Source organism: Streptomyces sp. NPDC050504, from assembly GCF_044458065.1.
GTDB lineage: Bacteria > Actinomycetota > Actinomycetes > Streptomycetales > Streptomycetaceae > Streptomyces.
Genome location: NZ_JBITHO010000002.1, coordinates 448,760 through 472,024, shown reverse-complemented (window position 1 = coordinate 472,024; position 23,265 = coordinate 448,760). Strand labels below are relative to the sequence as shown.

Genomic DNA, 23,265 nt, shown 5'->3' with positions numbered 1-23,265 from the left:
GCTTCTTCCTCGGACGATTCAGAGACAGGGGTCAGGGGCGGGCGAGGGGCACGGCGAGCAGCCACCCGACCACCGCCCACGCGGCGAACACGGCGACCACGACCAGGGCGGTACGCGCGTACCTCACGGAATGCGCCCCGCATCGGCGAGCGCACGACCGGTACGCCGCACCCGTACCGGCACCACACGCAACGCGTACGTCCCCGTGTGGTCCGCGACCTCGACCACCACCGGCAGCCCCTCCCGGAGCCGCCCGCACACCACCCGCCGCCCCACCCGGTCCGCACACCAGGCACGCAACGCACCCGGAGCACTCGGCAACCGGTCCCACTCCGGCGACGACACCAGCACACCCCGATGCCCAGGACGAACCCACCGAACATCAGGAGCGGGATCAAGCCCGTCCGCCACCCGATGCGCCTGAACAACCAGCCACCTGACCACCAAGCCCACGTACGGACTCCGAAAAGCCCCGAGCACAACCCGAACCGTCCCGCCGTCCACGGGCCCCGTGGCAACCACCTCGGCGCAGTACACGTGCCGGGGGAGCTGGTGTCTGCTTCGCATGAGGGCGCTTTCCATGGTCCAGCACCACACCTTTCCGCTGGCGGTCCATTTACTGATCGGACTTCCACCATGGCAATTCACGCGTACGCTCAAAAGGGGCCGACCCATGCCAACGGGTAGGGAATAGATGGGAGTTGAACAGGTGAACGAAACCGTCGGCGGATCAGACGGACCATCCAACGCGGCGGAGTACTTCGGGGAAGAGGCCAAGCGGCTGCGCGAAGCCTTGGGGTACTCCCAAGACGGATTCACCGAAGTGATCCACTACGGGCAGTCGCATATCAGCAAGGTGGAGAACGGCCTGGTCCTCGCCTCGGCACCCTTCGCGGACGCCCTCGACAAGGCGGCCGGAACGCCGGGGGTGTACGCGCGGCTTCGGGAACGGCTGAGCAACGTAGGCGGCCATCCCGAGTGGTTCGTACCGTACGTCGAGTTGGAGAAGACTGCCGCTCTGGTCGAGGACTATTCCATGGCCTTTGTAATGGGCGCGCTCCAGACGTGGCAGTACGCGGAGGCCGTTTATCGAGCGGCGCATCCGCGTGAGACAGACGAGCAGATCAAAGCACGAGTGGAAGCCCGTCTACGTCGTGCGGAGACCATTGAGCGGGAAGATCCACCGCTCTTGTGGGTCATCGTCCATGAGGCTGCACTGCGTGCCGTCGTCGGAAGCCCTTCCGTCATGGAAGGCCAGTTGCAACATCTGTTGCAACTGGCCGCCAGCCCCCACGTCACGCTACAAGTTTGGCGGCTCGGGGCAGGCGCTCCCCCAAGCGGCCTGCCGTTTACCCTGCTTACGCAACCCGATGGAGCGAAGGTCCTGTATTCAGAGGCGGTAGGGCAGGGGTACGTGACGGATTCCGTGTCTGGCGTGCGCGCCGGGACAGCCATGTACGACCGGCTGCGCGCGTCGGCGGAGTCCGAAGTCAGGTCGCTGCGCCTCATCCGTTCGATCATGGAGGAACACGCGAATGAGCAACACGCAAGCCCCGCGTGAGACGCGCTGGGTCAGCAGTACGTACAGCGACGGTCAGGGCGGCCAGTGCGTTCAGTGGGCGCCGGAGTACGCGGCGGCCACCGGTCGAGTACCGGTCCGGGACAGCAAGACGCCTGCCGCGCCGCACTTCACGGTGACGGCCACCGCCTGGTCCGCGTTCGTGGACTTCGCCCGGCACAACGGCTGAGGCACCCTTCCAGCAGCCGAAGCCCCGCCGTTCCCCGGACGGCGGGGCTTCCTGCTGCCGGGCGGCGCGCACCGCTTGCGCGGGAGGGCCCGGGGCGCGTGGGTACGTTGCGCGCGTGCCCCACCCTCGCGCAGTTCCCCGCGCCCCTGACGGGGCCCGATCACACCGGGATCGTATGGGTACCCCGGGGTGGGGGTCGGAAGGGTGCTCCCCGCAGGAGCACGAGCCAAGACCCGGGCTATCCAGGACTGGAAACGGTTCCGGCTCGTGATCTGAGGAGTGCACCCTGGAGCGCCCCCGGCCCCCCGGGCAATCCATCCCCGTGACCGGATCACCCCATCCACCCAAGGGGCGCGGGGAACTGCGCAAAAACGGCGCCCCCGGGCAACGGGACCCCAAAAGGACCCCGCACCCCCGCCGCACCCCGCCCCCTACCGAGGCGCCACGCGTTACCCCCGCCCCCTCCCGGGCAGGCGCACCCCCGCACACGCGATACCTTCGGGCGCGTCAACCACGAGGAGCGGAGGCACAGGGTGAGCATGAGGGCGACAGCTGTCGAAGGGGGCGCCGACCCCTTCGGTACGGCGCGGCTGCGACGCGGCGTCCTCGACTCCTGGGGCGCGAGCCCCGCCCGCTTCAGGGAGGACGCCAACTCCGAGGAGGACCTCGTCCTCGGCGGCTACCGCGACCGCCTCGTCGTCGAGCTCGCCCAGAACGCCGCCGACGCCGCCGCCCGCGCGGGCGTCCCCGGCCGCCTCCGGCTCACCCTGCACCCGGCGGGCCCCGACCACCCCGCCCTCCTCGCGGCGGCCAACACGGGCGCCCCGCTGGACGCGACCGGAGTCGAGTCCCTGTCCACGCTCCGAGCCTCGGCGAAACGCGAGGCCCCCGCCCCCGACGGCACCCCCGCCCCCGGGACCCCCGGCCAAGCCCAAGCCCCCGACGGCACCCCCGCCCCCGCCCCCGTAGGGGCGGTCGGTCGCTTCGGCGTAGGCTTCGCCGCCGTCCTCGCCGTCAGCGACGAACCCGCCGTCCTCGGCCGCCACGGCGGCGTCCGCTGGTCCCTCGCGGAGGCCCGCGACCTCGCCCACCAGGCCGCGCAGGCCAGCCCCGGCCTCGGCGACGAGCTGCGGCGCCGCGACGGCCACGTACCGCTGCTGCGCCTCCCGCTGCCCGCCGAGGGCACCGCGCCCGACGGGTACGACACCGTCGTGGTGCTGCCGCTGCGCGACGCCGCGGCCGAGGCCCTCGCCGAGCGGCTCCTCGCGGACGTCGACGACGCGCTGCTGCTGACCCTGCCGGGCCTCGCGGAGCTGGTGGTCGAGACTCCGGAGGGCGTACGCGAGCTGCGCCGCACGACCCCGGACGCGTACGTCCACGTCCACGACACGGGCACGCTCCCGGCTCCCGTCCCCGGCGCGGGCACCACCCGCCGCTGGCGCACCGTCAGCCACCACGGCCCCCTCGACCCCGCCCTCCTGGCCGACCGCCCGGTCGAGGAGCGGCTGCGGCCGTACTGGTCCGTGACCTGGGCCGTGCCCGTGGACGAGCAGGGCGCGCCCACCGCACCCCGCACCGCCCCCGTCGTGCACGCGCCCACCCCCACCGACGAACCGCTCGGCGTCCCGGCCCTGCTCATCGCCTCGTTCCCGCTGGACACGACCCGGCGCCACCCCGCGCCGGGACCGCTCACCGACTTCCTCGTGGAGCGCGCGGCCGACGCGTACGCCGAACTGCTCGGCGCCTGGCGGCCCGTCTCCACCGGCACCCTCGACCTGGTCCCGGGGCCGCTCGGCAAGGGCGAGCTGGACGGGGCGCTGCGCGCCGCCGTCCTCCAGCGGCTGCCGCGCGTGGCGTTCCTCGCGCCCGCGGTGCCCGGTGAGGAGCTGACCGCGCTGCGGCCGTTCGAGGCGGAGGTCGTGGAGGGGGCGGGCGCCGGGACCGTCGGCGTGCTCGCCGAAGTGCTGCCCACCCTCGTGCCGGCCGGTCTTGAGCGCCGCGTGGAGCTGCGCACCCTGGGCGTGGGCCGCGTACCGCTCACCGAGGCCGTCGACCGGCTCGCCGGGGCCGAGCGGGACCCCGCCTGGTGGCACCGCCTCTACGACAGCCTCGCGGGCGTCGATCCGGACCGGCTGACCGGCCTGCCGGTGCCGCTCGCCGACGGCCGTACGGTCATCGGGCCCCGGCAGATCCTGCTGCCGCTCCCCGACACCCCCGCGGACCTCGCCCGCCTGGGCCTGAAGGTCGCCCACGCGGACGCGGCGCACCCGCTCCTGGAGAAGCTGGGCGCGCTGCCCGCGACGCCGCGCGCGGTGCTGACGACGCCCCAGGTGCGGGCGGCCGTCGCCGCGTCGCTGGACGACGAGGCGTGGGCGCCCGACGCGGACGGGCTCGACGCGGAGGAGCTGGCGGAGGCCGTCCTGGCGCTCGTACGGGCCGCCGACCTCGCCCCCGGCGACGAGCCGTGGCTCGGGGCGCTCGCCCTGCCCGACGAGGACGGCGAACTCGCCCCCGCGGGCGAGCTGGTGCTCCCCGGCAGTCCCTTCGCGCGCATCATGCGCGCCGACGAACTCGCCCTGTGCGACGAGGAGTTGGCGGAGCGCTGGGGTGAGCAGCCGCTCACCGCGTGCGGCGTGCTGGCCGGTTTCGCGCTGGTGCGGGCCACGGACGTCGTCCTGGACCCGGACGAACTCGACCCGCGCGACGGGGACTTCGCCGAGCCGGACGACGCGGGGCTGCTGGACGCGGTCGACGTGTGGTGCGAGGACGTGCTGGACCGGCTGCCCGACGGGCCGGTGCCGCCGGTCGCCACCGAGCTGGTCGCCGTGCGCGACCTGGACCTCGTCGACGACGACGCGTGGCCCGAGGCGCTGGCGCTGCTCTCCGAGCCGCCGCTGCGCGACGCGCTGACGCAGCCGGTGCGGGTGCTGCTCCCGGACGGCACCACCCAGTCCGTGCGCCCGTACACGGCGTGGTGGCTGCGCGGCCACCCCGTCCTGGACGGCCGCCGCCCGGCCGGCCTGCGCAGCGCGAGCGGCGATCCGCTGCTGGCGGGGCTCTACGACCCGGTGGACGCGACGGGCTTCGACGACGCGCAGGTGCTCTCGGCGCTCGGCGTCCGCACCTCCCTGTCGGCGCTCCTCGCGGAGCCGGGCGGCGCGGCCGAGCTGCTGGCCCGTCTCGCGGACGACGAGCGTGAGGTGGACGCGGCCCAACTCCACGCCCTCTACACGGCGTTGTCGACGCTCGACCCGGAGCAGGTGACGCTCCCCGACGAGCTGCGCGCGGTCGTGGACGGCGAGGTGCGCGTGGTGGACGCGGCGGACGCGGTGGTGGCGGACGCCCCCGACCTGCTGCCGCTGGCGGCGGGCCGCCCGCTGCTGCCGGTGGCCCCGGCGGGCGCGGCCGACCTCGCGGACCTGCTTCAGGTGGGCCGCCTGTCGACGGCGGTCCGCGCGCCCGTGACGACGGAGGGCGAGGAGCACGAAGTCCCGTACGCCGTGCGCGTGCTGCTGGGCGACGCGACCCCGGAGACGTACGTCGAGCACGAGGAGCTGATCGCGGGCGGCGCCGAGCTGACCTGGCGCCGCACCCCGGACGGCACGCTGCACGCCGCCACGGTCGAGGGCGTCGCGGCGGCCCTGGCCTGGGCCACGGACCAGTGGCCGCGCCGCTTCGAGGTCGCGGCGCTGCTCGAAGACCCTTCGCGCACGGGTGAGTTGGAGCGCGACAGGTGGTTCGACTGACGGGCGGCGCCCCGGCGCACCACTGGGGCGGCCGGCACCCTGCGTAACCCTCGCCGGCCCGCGCCTTGGCGCAAATCCGTGGGAGCTGTCCGACCCCCGTGCCATGATTCTGCGGCGCACGTTATCCGTGCGCTGTACATGCTCTGGGGGGCTGGATCTTGTCCGAACGTTTGTATACGACCGCGAGACCCGCGGCGTACGCCACATCGCTCCTGCTCGCGCTGTCGGTCCTGCTGACAGTGCTGCTGCCGACGGAGAGGGCGGCGGCGGCACCGGTGGGGGGCCGGTCCGTCGAGCGCGCGCCCATGCCGGTCGCGTCCTTCGGGGACCCCGACGAGCCGAAGGTGACCGACGTGAGCCCCATGACCGGGGAGACGGGCCGCAAGGTGACCGTCAAGGTGACGGGCGCCGCGCTTCGACAGGAGGACTACGTCCAGCTCATCGAGTTCGGCAGGACGGTCGAGAAGGGGACCACCGTCTCCGTCTCGCCGGACAGGAAGACCCTGACGGCCGTCCTCGACCTCACGGGGGTGGCCCCGGGCAGCTGGTCGCTGAGCGTCTACGCCCACAACCGCTACAACTACTTCGTGGACAGCTTCGAGGTCACCCCGGCCAGGCGCCTGCGGAACACCGCCCCGCCCACGCTCACCGGCACCGCCCGGGTCGGCGCCAAGGTGTCCGTTTCGGCAGGGAGCTGGTCACAGGTCCCCGACTCGTACGCCTACCAGTGGCGCGCGGGCGGCGTGCCGGTCCCCGGGGCCACCGCCGCCACCTACACCGTCCCGGCCGCCCTGCGCGGCAAGGCGCTCTCGGTGACCGTCACCGCGCGCCGCGCCGGTCTCGCCGACGGGACCGCGACCACCGCCGCCGCGACGGTCGCGGCGGGCGCCGCCCCGAAGGCCGTCAAGGCGCCCGCGATCTCGGGCACCGCCAAGGTGGGCCGCACGCTCTCCGTCGTGCGCGGCACCTGGTCGCCCGCGCCGACCGCGTACACCTACCAGTGGTACGCGAACGGGCGGGCCATCGCGGGGGCGACCGGCTCCACGCTGGCCCTCAAGGCCGCCCAGCGCGGTCTGAAGATCACCGTCCAGGTCGCCGCCGCCCGCACGGGCCACCTCACGGGCAAGGCCCTGAGCAGGGCGACCGCCCCCGTGGCCCGCTGACGCGCGGCCCAAGCGAGAGGCCGGTGTCCGGGCGGGGTTTCCCCGTCCGGGCACCGGCCTCAGCCGTCGTGCCGCGGTGCCGTCCGCGTCAGCGCACGTCCACGAAGGACAGCGGGGAGACCGCCGCGTCCGCTCCGGCCGTGCGCGCCAGCAGCCAGCGCCAGTGGCCGTCGTACACCGCCTTCGGCGTCGCCTTCAGCGCGCCCGTCGCCGCGGACTTCGCCGTGGTCGACGTGGAGAACCGTTGCGTGCCCCGCGCGCGGACCTCCAGCTTCACGGCCTGCGCCGCGTTCGCGCGGAACGTGCCCGTCGCCCAGTCCAGGACGGTCGCCCGGCCGGTGACGGTGAACGCCCTGTTCCGCACGGCCGTCGCGGGCGCGGACACCGTCAGCCGCGTCGCGCGCAGGATCCGCGCGGTGCCCGCCGCGCTCGCCACCGCGCGGCCCCGCCCGTCGAGCGAGCGCGCGCCCACCGCGACCTTCCACTCCCCGGCCAGGTCGTTGCGGCCCAGGGACTTCAGCACGTCGAGGGTGAGGACGGTCGTGCAGGTGTACGTCCCCGGGGCCGCGCCCGCGCCCGCCGCCTTCGCGCACGTCGGCCGCCACACGTCCAGGACGGCGCTCGGGCGGGCGTACGCGCCCTTGTAGAGGTACGCGTAGGCGTCCGCGACGCCCGCCGGGTCGGTCACCGTGAACGTCACGGGGTACTCGGAGAGGTCGTACGCCTGCGGGACGACCGGCTTGCCGCCGTTGACGACCGCCTTCGAGACCTTCGTACCGCCGGTCGCCTCGTCGGTGACGGTCCGCGCGGCGGGGCCCGCGAAGGCGCGCATCAGGGTGCGCCGCACGGTCGAGCCCGCGGCGTCCTTCGCGCTCGCGCGCAGCGACACGAACCGCGCGTCCTGCGGGACGTCCAGCGCGACCGACGCCCGGTCGAGGGCGCCGGAGGGATCGGCGGAGGGATCGGCGGAGGGATCGCCGGAGGCGTCGGGCAGCGGCAGCGCCGTCCACGTCGCGCCGTCGTCGGTCGAGTACTCCAGGCCCGTCAGGGTCTCGTCCGCCGCCGCGTCGCGGGACACCGCGAGCGCCCGTACGGTGACGGGCGCCGTGCCCGAGGTGTTGCGGACGTCCAGGCCGTCGACGGCCAGCCGGACGTCGACCAGCGGGAGCGTCACGGAGGCGCGGGCCGGCTGGTACCCGTCGGAGTCGAAGCCCCACTCGGTGGTCTGCCGGGACGACAGGCGGGCGTGGCCCGCGTGCCGCTCGACGGTGTGCGTCAGCTCGTAGCGGGCGCGCGGCAGCGGCACGCCCTTGGCGGTCCAGAAGGCCGTCTTCCTCAGCTCCTTGCCCTCGGCGAGGGTCACGCCGCCCGAGGCGAGCCTGAAGGCGTACCGCGCGTCGCTGTCGGTGCCGAGGTGGCCCGCGCCGTCGCTGAACGTCGTCGGCTCGTACACCGCGAGCTCGGCGCGGCCGCGGTACGCGCCGGACAGCGGGTGGGGCCGCACCTCCAGCGGGGCCGCGCCGAAGGTCTCGCCGGGGCTCGTGCCCCTGGGGAGCGTGCGCACGTCGGCGTCGAAGCGCCCGTTGCCGTACGACACCGAGCGGTGGAAGGGCTGTCCGGGCGTCACGTACTCGGTGACGGTGCCGGGCACCCGCAGGGGCGTCGGCGACAGGACGGCGTCCTCGCCGGTGACGGGCGCGCTGGCCAGGTGGCCCGTGGTGTCGGCGCCCTGCGCGCGGACCGTGGTCAGCGTCTTGGCGAGGTTCGCGGTGACGACCTTGGCGACGGGCGACGCGGGGACGGTGCCGTTGAAGGAGTGGTAGAGGTCGTAGCGGTACGGGCTCGGGGTGTGCGCCGTCGCCCCGCTCTTCAGCAGGACGTCGTGGACGCGCAGCGAGGCGCCGGGGACCGCGAAGGGCGTGACGTACACCTTGTTGCCCCAGCCGCCCGCGAACCCGGCGATGGAGCCCCTGGGGGTGCGGATCCAGACGGCGGAGGTGGAGCGGCGCGCGCCCGGGTCGTCCGTGACGATCCCGGTCTCCTTGGCGGCCTTCGCGTCCAGCGGGACGGACAGGGCGCGGTCCTTGACGGTGAAGGCCTTGGTGAGGAGGAGATCGGGGCGCTGCCAGTTGCTGAAGAGGCCAACCGCGACGTAGTCGCCCGGCGGCAGCGTGACGGTGCCGCGCGAGTACCACTGCTCCTCCGCGACGTCGAAGTACGTCCACGTCCTGCGGTTCCAGACGTGGATGAGGGGGTTGTGGTAGTTCTCGGCGCCGGTGAGGCGCAGGTCCACCCTGTACGCGCCCGCGGCGGCGGCCAGGGGCGCGGATGGCGCGGCGGCCGAGAGCCTCGCGGGGCGTCCCGCGGGCTTCGTCAGCCGGGTGGAGGCCAGCGGCCGCTTCCCCGCGACGGGCCGGACGTCGACCTGGTCGCCGAGCCGCGCGAAGGCGTAACGGCCGGGCTGCCCGCCGTCCTCGCCGGTGACGCGCAGCGCGTCCCCGCGCCCGCCGCTCGCGGGCAGGTCGAGCAGGTCGCCGTTGGCGAGCCGGACGGGCCCGGGGGCGCCCGCGGGCGCGGGGGACGTCGTACGCGGGGGAGCGGCCGGATCCCGTCCGTCGGCGGCGAGCGCGGTGCCGGGCGCGGCGAGCGCGCCGCCCGCCAGCGCGAGGGCGAGTGCGGTGCGCAGGCCGAGGGCGCGCGCCCCCGGTCTCCGTACCGGCTTCCGGGCACGGCTGAATTCGGACAACTCCACGTCTCCCACCCCTTTTTGCCGCCCCGGCGTCTCCCGCGCCCCGGGCGTGCACAAGACCAGTGGCGCCAGGGTAAGCGGGAGGCCCGCGCGGGCCTCTGCCCGGGGCCCGCCGTGGGGGACCCGACGAACGCCGGAGGGGCCGGTGCGTGGACGTTTCCGTCCGTGCACCGGCCCCTTCCGCGTCCGCCGGACGCTAGTCCGGGAAGCGGCGCTCCACCCACCTCCACGCCAGCTCCAGCAGCCCCGCGCCCGCCACCGCGATGGCGACCGCCGTCCACGGCATCGTCGTGCCGACCAGCTTCAGGGCGAAGAACTCCTGGAGCCAGGGGACCACCAGCACCAGCAGGAAGCCCAGGCCCATCGCCGCGACGAGGCCGATCCGCCACCAGGTGTACGGGCGGGCGATGATCGCCAGGACCCACATCGAGACCAGGAACAGCGTGAGCGTCGCCGCGCTCGTCTCGGCCGCCAGGGCGTCCTCGCCCGTGTAGTGGTGGCGGGCCAGCAGGTACGTCGCGAAGGTGGCGGTCGCCGCGATGACGCCGCTCGGGATCGCGTACCGCATCACCCGCTTCACGAAGTGCGGCTTCGCGCGCTCCTTGTTCGGCGCCAGCGCCAGGAAGAACGCCGGGACGCCGATCGTCAGCGTGGAGAGCAGCGTGAGGTGGCGGGGGAGGAACGGGTAGTCGACCTGGCTGCACACCACCAGGATCGCGAGCAGGACCGAGTACACCGTCTTCGTGAGGAAGAGGGTGGCGACCCGGGTGATGTTGCCGATGACGCGGCGGCCTTCGGCGACGACCGAGGGGAGCGTGGAGAAGCTGTTGTTGAGCAGCACGATCTGGGCGACCGCCCGGGTCGCCTCCGAGCCCGAGCCCATCGAGACGCCGATGTCCGCGTCCTTGAGCGCGAGGACGTCGTTGACGCCGTCGCCGGTCATCGCGACGGTGTGGCCGCGCGACTGGAGCGCCGCGACCATGTCGCGCTTCTGCTGCGGGGTGACGCGGCCGAAGACCGCGTTCTCGTCGAGGACCTTCGCCAGCTCCTCCTTGTCGGTGGGCAGGGTCCGCGCGTCCACGGTGTTCTCCGCGCCCGGCAGCCCGAGCTTGGCGGCGACCGCGCCGACCGAGACCGCGTTGTCGCCGGAGATGACCTTGGCCTGGACGTTCTGCGCGGCGAAGTACGCGAGGGTGTCCGCCGCGTCGGGGCGCAGCCGCTGTTCGAGGACGACCAGCGCGGTGGGCGTGGCGCCCTCCGCGACGCCGGGGGCGTCCAGCTCGCCCGCCGCGCGGGCCAGCAGCAGCACGCGCAGGCCCTGCTCGTTGAGCGCGTCGATCTCGGCGAGCGCCGGGTCGCCGGCGGCGAGGAGCACGTCGGGCGCGCCCAGCAGCCAGGTGGAGTTCTCGCCGTCGCCCTCGCTGAAGGACGCGCCGCTGTACTTGCGCGCGGAGGAGAACGGCAGCGACTCCGTGCAGCGCCAGTCCTCGCGGTCCGGGTACGCGTCGATGATCGCCTGGAGCGAGGCGTTGGGGCGCGGGTCGGACTCGCCGAGCGCGCCGAGCACCTTGCGTACGTACGCCTCGTCCGCGCCGTTCAGCGTCCGCAGCTCGGTGACGTCCATGCCGCCCTCGGTGAGGGTGCCGGTCTTGTCGAGGCAGACGGTGTCGACGCGCGCCAGGCCCTCGATCGCGGGCAGCTCCTGCACGAGGCACTGCTTGCGGCCCAGCCTGATCACGCCGATCGCGAAGGCCACGGAGGTCAGCAGGACCAGGCCCTCGGGGATCATCGGGACGATGCCGCCGACGGTGCGGGCGATGGAGCCCTTGAAGTCGTTGTCCTTGACGACGAGCTGGCTGATGATCAGGCCGGTGGCCGTCGGGACCATCATCCAGGTCACGTACTTGAGGATGGTGGAGATGCCGGAGCGCAGCTCGGAGTGGACGAGCGTGAAGCGGGATGCCTCTTCGGCGAGCTGCGCGGCGTACGCCTCGCGGCCGACCTTGGTGGCGGTGAAGGCGCCGCCGCCCGCGACGACGAAGCTGCCGGACATGACGACGTCACCGGGCTTCTTGAGGACCGGGTCGGCCTCGCCGGTGAGCAGCGACTCGTCGATTTCGAGGCCGTCGGCCTCGACGACCTCGCCGTCCACGACGACCTTGTCGCCGGGGCCGAGCTCCACGAGGTCGCCGAGGACGATCTCGGACGTGGAGATCTCGGCGGCGGTGCCGTCGCGGCGGACGGTGGGCTTGGCCTCGCCGATGACCGCGAGGCCGTCCAGGGTCTTCTTGGCGCGCAGCTCCTGGATGATGCCGATGCCGGTGTTCGCGATGATCACGAAGCCGAAGAGGCTGTCCTGGATCGGGGCGACGAAGAGCATGATCACCCAGAGGACGCCGATGATGGCGTTGAAGCGGGTGAAGACGTTCGCGCGGACGATGTCCGCGGTGGAGCGGCTGGAGCGTACGGGGACGTCGTTGACCTCGCCGCGGGCGACCCGCTCGGCCACCTCGGCGGTGGTCAGCCCGGCCGCACGGGCCGCCGGGGTGGGTGGCTTCACGGGGTGGACGGGATCCAGTTCCGCCCCCGCGTCGATGTTTGCCCGCTGCGTCATGCATTCGACGGTAAGCGCGGAAGGGGAGCTTCACCCCTCGAAAGGGGCGAAGATCAGACCTCGGTACGAGGCGAATGGTCCCGTGGCTGTACGTAGGGCCCGCCGCCCAGGGACTTTCGCCCCTTGCGGATCCGCCCCGTCAGGGGCGCGGGGAACCCCGCGGGGGCCTAGCCGCCGAACGCCGCCGCGAGGGCAACGATCGCGAACATCACTACGAGCGCACCGGCCATGATCCGGTTCCTGGTCTTCGGGTCCACGCCGTCGAGGTTAACCGCTCCCCGTGACGATCACCCGCCCGCCCCGAGGGTCCACGCCCCCACGGTCTCGTACCGCGGCCCTTCCCCCCGCACTCCGCCCACCGGCAGGTTGCTCCGCACCAGGGACAGCTCGGAGACCTCCCAGGGCGTCCCCTCGAAGGCGTCGAGCGCGGCGACGTACGGCCGGAGGTCGACCGTGTCGGGGCCGGGCTCGGCCGCGCGCCGGGTGCGGCCCAGGGTGAGGTGGGGCGCGAACCTCCGGTGCTCGTCCATCGGCACGCCCGCCCGCCGGGCCGCCGCGTCCGTCCGCTCCGCGAGCATCCGCAGCGCGTCGAGCCCGCCCGCGGCCCCCGCCCACAGGGCCCGCTGCCCGAACCGCCCGCCGCCGTGCACCCGCAGCGCGAAGGGCTCGGTGCGCCGCGCGGCCCGCGCGAGGCGTTCGCGCAGCTCGGGCAGGAGCACGTCGTCCACCTCGCCCATGAAGGCCAGCGTGAAGTGCCAACCGGCCCGCCCGGTCCACCGCAGGGACCCGGCCTCCGGCAGCGCGTGCAGCCGGTCGACGGCCGCCCCCAGCTCGGCGACGACGGACGCGGGCGGCAGCACGGCGGCGAAGAGTCGCATGCCGCAGATTCTGGCACCCGCCGCACCCGGCACACCGTGCGTATCGTTGTACTACGCGGCTGCCCGCGCCCACGCGGCAGCGGGGAGGAGCGGCACGATGACCGTCGTAGGGACCGACAGGATCGAGATGGCCGACACCAGCGCCGAGCAGACTCTGGACATGATGTTCGAGTGGCTTGAGCCCACCCCCGAGGGATTCAAGGTCGAGATCGTCGAGGGGGTCGTCTACATGTCGCCGCAACGGGACACGCACTGGGACATCGCGCTCAACGTCATTGAGCAGTTGCGCGCGAAGTACCCGCGGAAGCGGATCAAGTCCGACGTGCGTATCGACTACCCGGGACACCTCAACGGCTTCGCCAGCGACGTGACCCTGGTCGCGGAGGGCGCCGAGCGGAACGAGAAGGGGCGCTGGCGCTGCCAGGACGTCCTCTTCGTCGCCGAGGTGATCTCCAGGAGCACAGCCGCCAACGACGACGGCTCCAAGCTCGCCACGTACGCGACCGCGGGCGTCCCGGTCTACCTGATCGTCGACCCTTACACGGCCGAGTGGCACCTGCACACCATGCCGAAGGGCAAGGAGTACCGCTCGGTCCTGACCCTCGACTTCGGCGACGACGTCGACCTGAGCGCCACCGGGCTCGACCTCAAGGAGCTCAAGACCGACGAGTTCCCCCGCGACTGACCGGGTCCCGATCGGGGGCGGGGTACGGGGCCTCAAGGCCCCGTACCCCGCCCCGCACCCTCAAGCCGCCGCCGCCAGCTCGCCGCGCTCCTCGCGGGGCACGAAGCGCACGTGCTGCCGACCCGGGCGCAGGTCGAGCTTCATGCGCAGGCCGCCGACCCGGGCGAGCACCACGCCCACCCCGACCGCCGCCAGCGCCGAGAACGCGCCGCCCGCCGCGAAGCCGACGCGCGGGCCGTACGTGTCGGTGATCCAGCCCAGCAGCGGCGCGCCCAGCGGCGTACCGCCGGTGAAGACCATCATGAACAGGCTCATCACCCGCCCCCGCATCGCGGGATCCGTCGCCAGCTGGACCGAGGAGTTCGCGGTGACGTTCACCGTCAGGCCGAACATCCCGATCGGGACCAGCAGCATCGCGAAGATCCAGAACGTCGGGGCGAAGGACGCCACGACCTCCAGGACGCCGAACGCGAGCGCCGCGCCGACCAGCAGGCGCAGCCGGGACGTGCCGCGCCGGGCGGCGAGCAGGGCGCCCGCCAGGGAGCCTGCCGCCATCAGGGTGTTGAGCCAGCCGTACATCCCCGGGCCGCCCTCGAAGACGTCGTCCACGAACGCCGAGAGCCAGATGGGGAAGTTGAAGCCGAAGGTGCCGATGAAGCCCACGAGGACGATCGGCCAGATCAGCTCGGGGCGCCCGGCGACGTACCGCAGCCCTTCCCTCAGCTGGCCCTTGCCGCGCGGCGCGCGCTCGACCTTGTGCAGTTCGGCGGTGCGCATCAGCAGCAGTCCGGCGACGGGCGCGACGAAGGACAGGCCGTTGAAGAGGAACGCGTAGCCGCTGCCGAACGCGGTGATCATGGCACCGGCCACGGCCGGGCCGATCAGCCGCGCCGACTGGAAGTTCGCGGAGTTGAGCGAGACGGCGTTGCGCAGGTCGTCGGGGCCGACCATCTCGACCACGAAGGACTGCCTGGCCGGGTTGTCGACGACCGTGACGAGTCCGCCGACGAAGGCCGTGGCGTAGACGTGCCAGACCTCGACGTTCCCGGAGAGCGTCAGTACGGCCAGCGCCAGGCCCGTGACGCCCATCGCGGACTGGGTGGCGATCAGCAGCGGCCGCTTGCGGCAGCGGTCGGCGATCACGCCGCCGTACAGACCGAAGAGCAGCATCGGCAGGAACTGCAGCGCGATGGTGACGCCGACGGCGGAGGCGGAGCCGGTCAGCGAGAGCACCAGCCAGTCCTGGGCGATGCGCTGCATCCACGTGCCGGTGTTGGAGACGACTTGCCCGCTTGCGAAGAGCCGGTAGTTCCGGTTCCTGAGCGAGCTGAACATGGACGTAGTGGTGGAAGTCGGTGCGGGGGCGGAGTCTGCTCCGGATCCCGTACTCAAAGTGGGTTCGCCTCCTCGGCGCGCGTACTTACAGGTGGGCGAGCTTCTCCAGGACGGGGGCGGCAGCGCGCAGCTTCGCCCACTCCTCCTCGTCGAGGCCCTCGGCGAGGGAGGCCAGCCAGGCGTTCCGCTTGCGGCGGCTCTCTTCGAGCATGGCCTCGGCCCGCTCGGTCTGGCTGACGACCTTCTGGCGACGGTCGTCGGGATGCGGCTCCAGCCTGACCAGGCCCTTGGCTTCGAGCAGCGCCACGATGCGGGTCATCGACGGCGGCTGTACGTGCTCCCTGCGGGCGAGCTCGCCGGGGGTGGCGGAGCCGCAGCGGGCGAGGGTGCCGAGCACCGACATCTCGGTGGGGCTCAGCGACTCGTCGACGCGCTGGTGCTTGAGCCTGCGCGAGAGGCGCATGACCGCGGAGCGGAGTGCGTTCACGGCGTCGGCGTTCGCCGCGGCAGCGGCAGCGGCCGCAGCGGCGTCGGCCGCAGCGGCGTCGGTGTCGGCCGCGGTGGCCGCTGTGGGCCGCGCGGCCTCTGTGGCCTCCGAGTCGAGGTCACGGGTCTGGTCGGACATGTAGTTAGCGTAACTCATTACCTAGGCTAACCACCAACGGATATCTCACGACTCGAACCCGTGTCGGCACCGCTGTCACCCATATGAGTGAGCCGAATCCGGAAAGTGACACACGCCTCCGCGCGCTGCGGCGACCCTGATGCACATGGACATGGGATCGACAGTGCTCAGCCTGCGCATAGACGGTGAGCTGCTCGACCGGCTCCGCAGTCACGCCGCCAAACGCGGAATGAGCGTCCAGGACTATGTCGTCCGGACGCTCATTCGCGATGACTTCGACGAGCGGTTCAAGACCGCCGTCGACGAGACGGAGAAGTTCTACGGGGTCACGTGAGGCCGAGCGCCGGCATCGCGTAGTAGAAGACGAAGACCGCCGACACGACGTACATCGCCACGGGGACCTCGCGGCCCCGGCCCACGGCGAGCCGCAGCACGCTGAAGGCGACGAAGCCGATGCCGATGCCGTTGGTGATCGAGTACGTGAAGGGCATCATCACCATCGCGAGGAACGCCGGTACGGCGATGGTGAAGTCGCTCCAGTCGATGTCCCGCACCGAGCCCGCGAGGATCAGGAAGCCGACCGCGAGCAGCGCGGGGGTCGCCGCCTGCGAGGGCACCATGGTGGCCAGCGGCGTGAGGAACAGCGCGACGGAGAAGAGCCCGCCGGTGACGACCGAGGCGAGGCCGGTCCTGGCCCCCTCGCCGACGCCCGCCGTGGACTCCACGAAGCAGGTGGTCGCGGAGGACGAGGTGGCGCCGCCGGAGGCGACCGCGATGCCGTCGACGATGAGCACCTTGTTGATGTTCGGGAAGTTGCCGTCCTTGTCGATCAGCTTGGCCTCGTCGCCGACGCCGAGGATGGTGCCCATCGCGTCGAAGAAGCAGGACAGCAGGACGGTGAAGACGAAGAGGCAGCCGGTGAGGACGCCGACCTTCTCGAAGCCGCCGAACAGCGAGACCTCGCCGACGAGCCCGAAGTCGGGGGTCGCGACCGGGTTGCCGGGCCACTCGGGGGTGGTCAGGCCCCAGGACGGGATGTCCGCGACGGCGTTGATGACCATCGCGACGGCCGTCATCACGACGATGGAGATCAGGATCGCGCCCGGCACCTTGCGGATGATCAGCGCGAGGGTGAGCAGCGCGCCGACGACGAAGACGAAGACCGGCCAGCCGTTGAGGTGGCCGTCCGAGCCGAGCTGGAGCGGGACGGTGGTGTGCGCGGCGTCCGGGATGCGGGAGACGAAGCCCGAGTCGACGAGGCCGATCAGCATGATGAACAGGCCGATGCCGATCGCGATGCCCTTGCGGATGCCGACGGGCACCGCGTTCATCACGCGCTCGCGCAGCCCGGTCGCGACCAGCAGCATGACCACGAAGCCCGCGAGGGCGACCATGCCCATCGCGTCCGGCCAGGACATCTTCGGCGCGAGCTGGAGCGCGACGACGGTGTTGACGCCGAGGCCGGCGGCGAGCGCGATCGGCACGTTGCCGATGACGCCCATCAGCAGGGTGGAGAACGCGGCGGTGACCACCGTCGCGGTCACCAGCTGGCCCCCGTCGAGCTGGTGGCCGTACATGTCCTTCGCGCTGCCGAGGATGATCGGGTTCAGCACGATGATGTACGCCATCGCGAAGAAGGTCGCGAATCCGCCACGCACCTCGCGGGCGACCGTCGAGCCCCGCTCGGAGATCTTGAAGTACCGGTCGAGGCCGCCGACCGGCTGACCGCCGGGAGTGGGCGGCTGCTTGGCGTCGACCGGAGTGGTGGCCGAGGGGGTCATCAGGGACCTCAGACGTTCTCTTTTTGTACGCTTCTACGAAACGAACGAGCCAAAAGTGAGCCGTTTCAGTATGAATATATAAGGGGAAGATCGCTATCTCCGCGCGTAGAGCCAAGGGGCGCTTGGGTTCCGTGCGGTCCCGGGGCACGGGTCGGGGTGCCGCCTACACTGATCGCATGGCGAAGTGGACCCCCAGGCACGAGGCACCGGAGCCCCTTGAAGGGCCCGTCGTCGCGACCATCACCGGCGGCACGCTCCTCTGGTTCGCGCTCTTCCTGGTGCAGGTGCCGTTCTACGGGTGGTTCGACGAGCGCGACCTCACGTGGTGGGTGTGGACGTGCCTCGCGGGGGCGGGTCTCGGGCTCATCGGCATCTGGTACGTACGGGGCCGCGACGCCGCGATCAAGCGGGCGGCGTCCCAGGAGCCGGCGGGGGCGCCGGAGTAACGCGGCGTTCCGGGCCCCGCCGGGCCCCCTCAGGGCGGGGCTACCAGGCGAACGCCTCCGGCGCCGCGCCCGGCCCCGGGAAGACCTCGTCCAGCGAGGCCAGCAACTCCTCCGACAGCGTCAGCCCCACCGCCCGCAGCGCGGACGCCAGCTGCTCCTCCGTCCTCGGCCCCACGATCGGCCCCGTCACCCCGGGCCGGGTCAGCAGCCACGCCAGGGCCACCTCGCCCGCGTCGAGACCGTGCTCGGCCAGCAGGTCCTCGTACGCCCGCACCCGCTCCCGCACCGCGGGCCTCGCCAGCTCCTGCGCCGCGCGCCCCGCGCTGGTGCGCTCGCCGCCGCCGCCCTCGCGCTCCTTGCGCAGCGCCCCGCCCAGCAGCCCGCCGTGCAGCGGCGACCACGGGATGACCCCCAGCCCGTACTCCTGGGCCGCCGGGATCACCTCCAGCTCCGCGCTGCGCTCCGCGAGGTTGTACAGGCACTGCTCGCTGACCAGCCCGTACGACCCGCGCCGCGCCGCCGCCTCGTTGGCCTGGGCGATCTTCCAGCCGGGGAAGTTCGACGAGCCGACGTACAGCACCTTCCCCTGCTGCACGAGCACGTCGACCGCCTGCCAGATCTCGTCCACCGGCGTGTTCCGGTCGATGTGGTGGAACTGGTAGAGGTCGATCCGGTCCGTCCCGAGGCGCTTGAGCGACGCGTCCACGGAGCGGCGGATGTTCAGCGCGGAGAGCTTGTCGTGGTTGGGCCACGCCGGGCTGTTGTCGTCGTTGGTGTTGCCGTACACCTTCGTCGCCAGCACCGTCTTGTCGCGGCGCCCGCCGCCCTTGGCGAACCAGGACCCCAGGATCTCCTCGGTCCTGCCCTTCGAGGTGCTCGGGCCGCCGCCGTAGGTGTTCGCGGTGTCGAAGAAGTTGACGCCCGCGTCGAGCGCGGTGTCCATGATCGCGTGACTGGTGGCCTCGTCGGTCTGGGGGCCGAAGTTCATCGTGCCGAGGACGAGCCGACTGACCTTGAGACCGGTGCGACCGAGCTGTGTGTACTTCATGTCCATGGCGTACAGCCAAGGCGTTGGAGGGCACTCCAGGCAAGGGGCGGGGGGCGGTGCGGGCTCCGCCGCCGGGAATCTGCCGATCGGCAGATGTGGGGGACCCCGCCCCCTTCCTACGCTGATCCCATCAGCCCGAACGAACTCGGGGACGAAGGCACCCACCCGCCCAGGAGCCCGCCATGAGCACCACCGCCGCAGGAAACGCCACCGGAATCCACGCCGCGAGCACCAACCTCACCGGCGCCGCGCGTTCGCCCAAGACGCTCCCCGGCGTGCCGCGCTGGGCGGAGCTGGCGGCGCAGGCGGCGGCGTGGGCGAACGTCCCCTCGGGCCTGTGGCGCCTGGCCATCGCGGTCGGCATTCCGGTGGGCCTCGCGCAGGTCGAGTACGACCGGATGCACGCGCCGGGCTGGGGCTCGTTCTACCTGCTCTTCCTCACGGCGCTCTCGGAGGGCCTGGCCCTGCTCACCCTCGGCCTCATCCGCCAGTGGGGCGAGACCTGGCCCCGCTTCATCCCCTTCGTCGGGGGCCGCCCCGTCTCGGTGAAGGTCGCCACGGGCCTCGGCGCGTTCGGCGCGGTGGCCACCACGATCTACGGCGCGGCGTTCATCTACAGCACCTTCCACGCGGACATGGAGGGCGCGCGGTGGGCCATCTGGCTCCTGAACGCCACGTACGCCCCGATGATCCTCTGGGGTCCCGCGCTGGGGGCGGTCACGGTCCACTACTACCAGCGCAGGACGCGCGGGGCGCGCGGAGAGCTCTGAGCACGGGAGGCGGGCGCTCAGGCGGCGCTTCCCGGGGAAACGATCCCCGGGGAGCGCCGCTTCCGTGTGCGGTGGCTCTCACGGGCCCGCCGCTCCGCCCGAGAACTCGTCGCTCCTCAGGGGGTCACGGTGGCCCCGCACGCCCTACTCTGTGCTCCGGCCGGTCGGAGTGAGCCTCAGGGGTGAGGGAATGTCACAGCAACTTCCGCTGCGTACCTACAAGTTGAGAGACGGTCGCCGCAACGCCCTCGTCGGGGCCGTGGTCGTCGGCGCGCCCGTCTCGCTCTTCCCGGTCCTCACCGGGGAGTTCATACCGGGCTGGGTGAAGCTCCTCGTCACCGTCCTCGTCCTCGTCTTCTTCGGGTGGCTGGTCGTCGCAGCGCAGCGCTGCGCCACGCTCGTCGACCGGGGCGGGCTCACCGTCAAGGGGTTCGGGCGCACGCGGCGGCTGCGGTGGGCCGAGGTGCAGGACATCCGGGTCGAGCCCAACCCGTCCGCCGGGATGCAGAAGGGCGCGCCCACCCTCCTGTGCTACGCGTACGGGGACGGCGGGCGGCGCGTGCAGCTGATGTACGTGGACGACGCGCACGTCTCCGTCGACCGCGAGGCCGAGCACCTGCGTACGCTCTGGGCCGAGCACCGCGGCCCCACCTGGGCCGCGTCCCCCGACGACGCGCGGACCATCGCGCGCGGCGCGGCCCGGCGCACGGCGCTGCTCAGCGGCTTCGGCTGGGCGATGCTCAGCTACGTGCCGTTCCTCGCGCTGATGGTGTTCGTGATGGTCGGCGACTCCGTGCCCGCCGGCGTCGAGGACGCGCTGAACCCCGTCGTCATCTGCGCGGGCGGACCCGCGCTCGTCTTCGTGCTCGCCTTCTCGCTCAGCTACCGGCGCGCGGTGCGGTCCCCGGAGTAGGAGCCCCGCGGTAGGGGCCGCCCACGCCCCACGCCTGGTGCAGGGCCGTCGCGAACGCCGCCGCCAGTTTGTGCTCGCCGCTCGGGCCCGGGTGCGTCCCGTCGTAGGTGTCGGTGTGGATGTCGTACGACGCCGGGACCGACGCCAGCAGGAGCGGCGACGCCGGAGCGTCCGCGTCCGCGACGGTCTTCGCGAGGAGTTCGTTGAACCGCGCGACCTCCGCGGCGAACGGCGCGTCGGTCTCCGCGCGCACGTTGGGGATCACCGGCAGGACCACCATCCGGATCCCGGGCGACGCGGCCCGCGCGGCGGCGAGGAACGCGCGGACGTTCTCGTCGGTCTGCCCGGCGTCGGTGTAGAAGCCCAGGTCGATCAGGCCCAGCGAGATCAGCAGGACGTCCGGGCGGTGCTCGGCCACCGTCCCGCCGATCAGCGGCGCCATGTGCAGCCAGCCCTCGCCCCACCCGGCGAGGTGGCGGCGGGCGTGCGGCGGGAAGTCCGGGTCCGCGTAACCGTCCGCCGAGTCGTGCAGGGCCGTGCGCGGGCCCACCACCTCCGCGCCCTCCCCGAGGTGCTGCCACATGCGGTAGCGCCAGGTCCAGTCCCCGGCGCGCCCGATGGTCATGGAATCGCCGACGAACATGAAACGCATGCGCCACATCATCGCCGATCGGCGCACGGCTGTGCGATGTGACCATGGACACTGGGGTCATGCGTTCGTTGCGTACGACCCCGGCGGCCCCCGGTCCGGCTGCCGCCTCCGCCGCCGTCCTGCTCGCGCCCGCCCTCGCGGGCCTCGTGCTCGCCGCCGCCGGGCCCGCCCGCGCCGACGACGGCGGGTTCACCCTCCAGGACCCCCGGATCACCGAGTCCAGCGGCCTCGCCGCGAGCCGCGCCCACCCCGGCGTCTACTGGACGCACAACGACCAGGACGAACCCCGGGTGTTCGCGGTGGACGGGAGGACGGGGAAGACCGTGGCGACGGTCACGCTGCGCGGGGTCGGCACGCCCCGCGACATGGAGGCGATCTCGGTCGGGCCCGACGGCGCGGTGTACGTGGGGGACATCGGCGACAACCTCAACGGCTCCTGGGACCACGTGTGGATCTACCGCTTCCCCGAGCCGAAGGAACTGCGCGACCAGACGGTCACGGCGCGGCAGTTCGTGGTGAAGTACGCCGACGGGCCGCGCAACGCCGAGGCGTTGATGATCCACCCCAGGACCGGCCGGGCCTACATCGCGTCGAAGAACGAGGACGGCGGCGGGCTCTACGAGGGTCCCGCGAAGCTCTCCGCGTCCGGCACCAACGTGTTCCGGCGCGTCGGCGAGGTGCCGTGGGTGACCGACGGGGCGTTCTCGCCCGACGGCCGGGAGGTCGTCTTCCGCTCGTACTTCAGCGCGCGGGCCTACGAGTGGAAGGACGGCCGCCTCGGCGCCGACCGCCGGGTGCGGGCGCCGATCCAGGGGCAGTCGGAGTCGGTGACGTACACGCTCGACGGGAAGTCGATGCTCTTTGGCTCGGAGGGCGAGGGGAGCGGCGTCGAGAGCGTGCGGGTCGAGGGGCGGGGCGGGGGCGGCTCGTCGCCCTCCGGGGACGCGAGCGGTGACGGCGGGAGCGGCGACGGGGGCGGCGACGGCGGCGGGGGAGAGAAGGGGAGCGTCACGCTGGGCGCGCTCGTGCTCGCGGGCGCGGCGGTGGTGTTCGTGGGGCTGAAGCGGCTGTTCGGGAAGCGGAAGGCGTAGCCTTCCCGGGCCCTACCCGGCCCTACCCGGCCCTACCCGGCCCTACCGGGGGTCACGCGGGCGTCACTCGGGGGGCCGGCAGGCGGAGGGCGCCGCGCCCGCGCCGCCCGCGCCGTCCGTACCGGCCGCGCCGTCCGCACCGACCTCGGCGCGCTGTGCCACCAGCCTCTCGAACCCCTCGACCAGGCGGCGCAGCCCGAACGCGAAGTGGTCGAAGTCCCGGGAGAACGTGTCCTCCTCCAGCGCGGCCATCAGCGGGTACGCCCCGCTGACCATGACCCGCGACAGCACGGACTCCTGCGCCGCGTAGAACGCCTCGTCGCTCATGCCGGTCTCCTCGGCGGCCCGCGCCGCCAGGATCTCCATCCGGGCCATGCCGAACGCCCAGTTGTTCACCGTGATGACCACGGAGATCTTCTCCGCGTCGCGCAGCCCCATCCCGCGCAGCCCGCCGAGGGCGATCTCCAGGCCGCGCACGGCGGACGGGCCCAGGACCGTGCGGGTCTCGTTGACGTGCAGCAGCCAGGGGTGGGCGTGCAGCAGCCCGTGGTACGTGCGGGCCATGCGCTCGATCGCGACGCGCCAGTCGTCGGGCGGGGCCGCGCCCTCGGCGTCGTACGCGGCGAAGGGCTCGGCCTGCACCCGGTCGAGCATCAGGTCGAGGAGTTCGGCCTTGCCGGGGACGTACCGGTAGAGCGACATCGTGCCCGTGCCCAGCTCCGTGGAGAGGCGGCGCATCGACACCGCGCCGATGCCCTCCGCGTCGGCGACCGCGACGGCGGCCGTGACGATCCGGTCCAGGGTCAGGCCGGGCTTGGGGCCCCGGGTGGGGCGCTCTCCGGTGCCCCAGAGCAGTTCGAGGCTCTTGGGGATGTCACCGCTGCCGGCGGTCTCCGTGCTGGTCATGAGGGCCAGGGTAGTCCCTGCCGGAAAAACTGGGTACGGTGTACTCGCATTCGGGTACGGTGTACTCAGTTAGCCGGGTGCGGGAGTCCCGGGTGCGGGAGCGCGGGGCGGTGCC

19 protein-coding genes are annotated in these 23,265 nt (G+C 72.9%); 10 read left to right on the top strand and 9 right to left on the bottom strand.

What is annotated here, in order from left to right:
* Positions 1–709: 709 nt before the first annotated feature.
* The 4 genes from ACIBNE_RS07910 to ACIBNE_RS07895 all read left to right on the top strand — a co-directional run bounded on the left by ACIBNE_RS07910 (position 710) and on the right by ACIBNE_RS07895 (position 6,657).
* Entirely contained in the window at positions 710–1,561 is an 852-nt protein-coding gene (locus ACIBNE_RS07910; RefSeq protein WP_399270582.1) for a helix-turn-helix domain-containing protein, read from the top strand.
* Positions 1,536–1,748 (top strand): DUF397 domain-containing protein, encoded by a 213-nt coding sequence (locus tag ACIBNE_RS07905; RefSeq protein ID WP_399270581.1) that lies wholly within the window; start codon positions 1,536–1,538, stop codon positions 1,746–1,748. Before ACIBNE_RS07910 ends, ACIBNE_RS07905 begins: the two co-directional genes overlap by 26 nt.
* 539 nt (positions 1,749–2,287) lie before the next feature.
* Complete coding sequence (locus ACIBNE_RS07900) at positions 2,288–5,494, top strand: molecular chaperone Hsp90 (protein WP_399270580.1); 3,207 nt, start codon at positions 2,288–2,290, stop codon at positions 5,492–5,494.
* 158 nt (positions 5,495–5,652) lie between these two features.
* The gene (locus ACIBNE_RS07895; RefSeq protein WP_399270579.1) at positions 5,653–6,657 is read left to right on the top strand and encodes a hypothetical protein; all 1,005 of its coding nucleotides are present in this window, start codon (positions 5,653–5,655) and stop codon (positions 6,655–6,657) included.
* Positions 6,658–6,745: 88 nt separating this feature from the next.
* Here the strand turns inward: ACIBNE_RS07895 and ACIBNE_RS07890 are convergent, their stop codons facing one another.
* From ACIBNE_RS07890 to thpR, 3 genes are all read right to left on the bottom strand, one after another.
* Complete coding sequence (locus ACIBNE_RS07890) at positions 6,746–9,409, bottom strand: hypothetical protein (RefSeq protein WP_399270578.1); 2,664 nt, start codon at positions 9,407–9,409, stop codon at positions 6,746–6,748.
* Between the two features lie 193 nt (positions 9,410–9,602).
* The gene (locus ACIBNE_RS07885; RefSeq protein ID WP_399270577.1) at positions 9,603–12,020 is read right to left on the bottom strand and encodes an HAD-IC family P-type ATPase; all 2,418 of its coding nucleotides are present in this window, start codon (positions 12,018–12,020) and stop codon (positions 9,603–9,605) included.
* 287 nt (positions 12,021–12,307) lie between these two features.
* Positions 12,308–12,898: an RNA 2',3'-cyclic phosphodiesterase gene (gene thpR, locus ACIBNE_RS07880; RefSeq protein WP_399270576.1), complete on the bottom strand. Its 591-nt coding sequence runs from the start codon at positions 12,896–12,898 to the stop codon at positions 12,308–12,310.
* Positions 12,899–12,995: 97 nt separating this feature from the next.
* Here thpR and ACIBNE_RS07875 point away from each other — a divergent pair, with 97 nt between their 5' ends.
* Positions 12,996–13,583, top strand: coding sequence for a Uma2 family endonuclease (locus ACIBNE_RS07875; RefSeq protein ID WP_399270575.1), 588 nt, complete (start codon positions 12,996–12,998; stop codon positions 13,581–13,583).
* Positions 13,584–13,643: 60 nt separating this feature from the next.
* On the opposite strand, the gene ACIBNE_RS07870 is transcribed toward ACIBNE_RS07875, so the two are convergent.
* Together ACIBNE_RS07870 and ACIBNE_RS07865 are read right to left on the bottom strand one after the other, a co-directional pair.
* A complete protein-coding gene (locus ACIBNE_RS07870) occupies positions 13,644–14,975 on the bottom strand; it encodes an MFS transporter (protein WP_399270574.1) in 1,332 nt (443 codons plus the stop codon).
* Between the two features lie 28 nt (positions 14,976–15,003).
* Positions 15,004–15,381, bottom strand: a complete 378-nt coding sequence (locus tag ACIBNE_RS07865) for a MarR family winged helix-turn-helix transcriptional regulator (RefSeq protein ID WP_399271266.1) — start codon at positions 15,379–15,381, stop codon at positions 15,004–15,006.
* Between the two features lie 307 nt (positions 15,382–15,688).
* Between ACIBNE_RS07865 and ACIBNE_RS07860 the strand changes: the two genes are divergently transcribed.
* A complete protein-coding gene (locus tag ACIBNE_RS07860; protein ID WP_399270573.1) occupies positions 15,689–15,877 on the top strand; it encodes a ribbon-helix-helix protein, CopG family in 189 nt (62 codons plus the stop codon).
* Here the strand turns inward: ACIBNE_RS07860 and ACIBNE_RS07855 are convergent.
* Positions 15,870–17,324, bottom strand: a complete 1,455-nt coding sequence (locus tag ACIBNE_RS07855) for an NCS2 family permease (RefSeq protein ID WP_399270572.1) — start codon at positions 17,322–17,324, stop codon at positions 15,870–15,872. The genes ACIBNE_RS07860 and ACIBNE_RS07855 overlap by 8 nt on opposite strands.
* Positions 17,325–17,500: 176 nt before the next feature.
* Here ACIBNE_RS07855 and ACIBNE_RS07850 point away from each other — a divergent pair, with 176 nt between their 5' ends.
* Positions 17,501–17,770, top strand: coding sequence for a DUF2530 domain-containing protein (locus tag ACIBNE_RS07850; RefSeq protein ID WP_399270571.1), 270 nt, complete (start codon positions 17,501–17,503; stop codon positions 17,768–17,770).
* A gap of 40 nt (positions 17,771–17,810) precedes the next feature.
* Here ACIBNE_RS07850 and ACIBNE_RS07845 read toward each other — a convergent pair whose 3' ends face one another.
* Complete coding sequence (locus ACIBNE_RS07845) at positions 17,811–18,818, bottom strand: aldo/keto reductase (protein ID WP_399270570.1); 1,008 nt, start codon at positions 18,816–18,818, stop codon at positions 17,811–17,813.
* Positions 18,819–19,000: 182 nt separating this feature from the next.
* Between ACIBNE_RS07845 and ACIBNE_RS07840 the strand changes: the two genes are divergently transcribed.
* Both ACIBNE_RS07840 and ACIBNE_RS07835 read left to right on the top strand, forming a co-directional pair.
* On the top strand, positions 19,001–19,588 hold the full coding sequence (locus ACIBNE_RS07840) for a hypothetical protein (RefSeq protein ID WP_399270569.1): 588 nt from the start codon (positions 19,001–19,003) through the stop codon (positions 19,586–19,588).
* A 190-nt stretch (positions 19,589–19,778) separates the two neighbouring features.
* On the top strand, positions 19,779–20,501 hold the full coding sequence (locus ACIBNE_RS07835; protein WP_399270568.1) for a PH domain-containing protein: 723 nt from the start codon (positions 19,779–19,781) through the stop codon (positions 20,499–20,501).
* On the opposite strand, the gene ACIBNE_RS07830 is transcribed toward ACIBNE_RS07835, so the two are convergent.
* Entirely contained in the window at positions 20,467–21,153 is a 687-nt protein-coding gene (locus tag ACIBNE_RS07830; protein ID WP_399270567.1) for a GDSL-type esterase/lipase family protein, read from the bottom strand. The two genes, ACIBNE_RS07835 and ACIBNE_RS07830, sit on opposite strands and share 35 nt — an antisense overlap.
* A 59-nt stretch (positions 21,154–21,212) precedes the next feature.
* Here ACIBNE_RS07830 and ACIBNE_RS07825 point away from each other — a divergent pair, with 59 nt between their 5' ends.
* Positions 21,213–22,244: a WD40 repeat domain-containing protein gene (locus ACIBNE_RS07825; protein ID WP_399270566.1), complete on the top strand. Its 1,032-nt coding sequence runs from the start codon at positions 21,213–21,215 to the stop codon at positions 22,242–22,244.
* Between the two features lie 63 nt (positions 22,245–22,307).
* Here ACIBNE_RS07825 and ACIBNE_RS07820 read toward each other — a convergent pair whose 3' ends face one another.
* On the bottom strand, positions 22,308–23,150 hold the full coding sequence (locus ACIBNE_RS07820) for a TetR/AcrR family transcriptional regulator (protein WP_399270565.1): 843 nt from the start codon (positions 23,148–23,150) through the stop codon (positions 22,308–22,310).
* Between the last annotated feature and the right edge of the window lie 115 nt (positions 23,151–23,265).